Raw genomic sequence first — 1,487 nt, 5'->3', positions numbered from 1 at the left:
CTTTGTAACTCCAAAATAGAAATGTCCGGTTTCTCCAAARTARAAATGTCCGCTTTTAGAATATGCACTTTTGCAATTTCGTTAGCGGACGGTTTGATATGTTGGTGTCTATGTCGGATAAAGAACTTAAACGATTGTCGGTCTTGCAGGAAATCTGCGATCAACGCATAACTCAATCCCAGGCTGCTCAGCTACTTCATATTTCAGAACGTCAGATCAGACGCTTACTGCAGAAATACAAAGCTCAAGGTCCCGCTGCATTAGCCCATGCCGTTCGTGGCCAAATCAGCAATTCCAAACTTCCTGAAGAACTTAGACTCAAGTGCCTCAATATTGTTTCTGACCAACTCCATGGTTTCGGACCCACTTTAGCGCATGAAAAGCTCACCACCGTACATGGATTCGATCTTTCAGTAGAAACCCTGCGTTCCTGGATGATTGCAGCTGACTTATGGATTCCTCGATCCAAGCGCCTGAAACGCCCGTATCAGCCTCGTTACAACCGGGATTGCTTAGGTGAACTGATCCAAATTGATGGCTCATATCATGACTAGTTTGAAGGACGCGCTGCTAAATGCTGTCTGCTGGTGTTTATCGATGATGCTACAGGAAAATTGCAGCATTTACGCTTCTGTGAATCAGAATCAGCCTTTGGTTATATGATTTCAACACGCTTGTATGTTGAGCAGCATGGTAAGCCGTTGGCATTTTACAGCGACAAACATTCAGTCTTCAGGGTGAATCAAAGCAGCAAGAAAGACACCAAGATTACCCAGTTTGGACGCGTACTCAGTACCCTGAATATCGATATCATCTTCGCCAATTCACCACAGGCCAAAGGCCGTGTGGAACGTGCCAACAGAACCCTTCAGGACCGTCTGATCAAGAAGATGCGTCTGGAAGGTATCAGCTCGATTGAGCAAGCTAATGCCTGGCTACCCTGCTTCATTGAGCAGTTCAATCAGAAGTTCGCCAAGATGGCTTTTAATCCTAAGGATCTACATCGGCCTATCACTGAAACAGCCGAAGAATTAGATGATATTTTTACTTGGCGTGAACCCCGCAGAGTCACGAATAGCCTGACGATTACTTATGATAAATGCGTATATCTCCTGGAAAACACCGAAGAAAATCAAAGGTTGATCGGTAAGTATCTTGAGTTCCTGGAATACCCGGATGGCACTGTAGCCCTCATGCATGATGGCCGAAAGATCAATTACAGCCTCTTCGATAAATTAAGTCAGCTGAATCAGCGAGAGATTGTTGAGAATAAACGGTTGGGTGCTGTTCTGAATCATATCCAACAACAGCATGAAGAACTGGAACAACAAAACAAACGCAATCGTTCTCAAAAGATGCCAAGCAGACGTGCACAGAAAATAGCAATCAAAGAACGAAATCTAAATCCTGTGCTTGACTTGGAATTGTCCATATAGGACATTTCTATTTGGTTATTAGGTAGGACATTTCTACTTAGGAATAACACG

The 1,487-nt window shown here is 43.8% G+C and carries 1 pseudogene; it reads left to right on the top strand.

Annotated elements, in window-relative coordinates:
* Positions 1 to 110: 110 nt before the first annotated feature.
* Positions 111 to 1,436, top strand: a pseudogene (locus JR005_RS05545) (ISNCY family transposase).
* Positions 1,437 to 1,487: the final 51 nt, after the last annotated feature.

This window comes from Acinetobacter sp. Colony158 (genome assembly GCF_019264745.1).
In the GTDB taxonomy this organism is placed as follows: Bacteria; Pseudomonadota; Gammaproteobacteria; order Pseudomonadales; family Moraxellaceae; genus Acinetobacter; species Acinetobacter ursingii.
The sequence above is the reverse complement of the archived record's forward strand: the minus strand, read 5'-3'. Positions and strand labels throughout refer to the sequence as shown.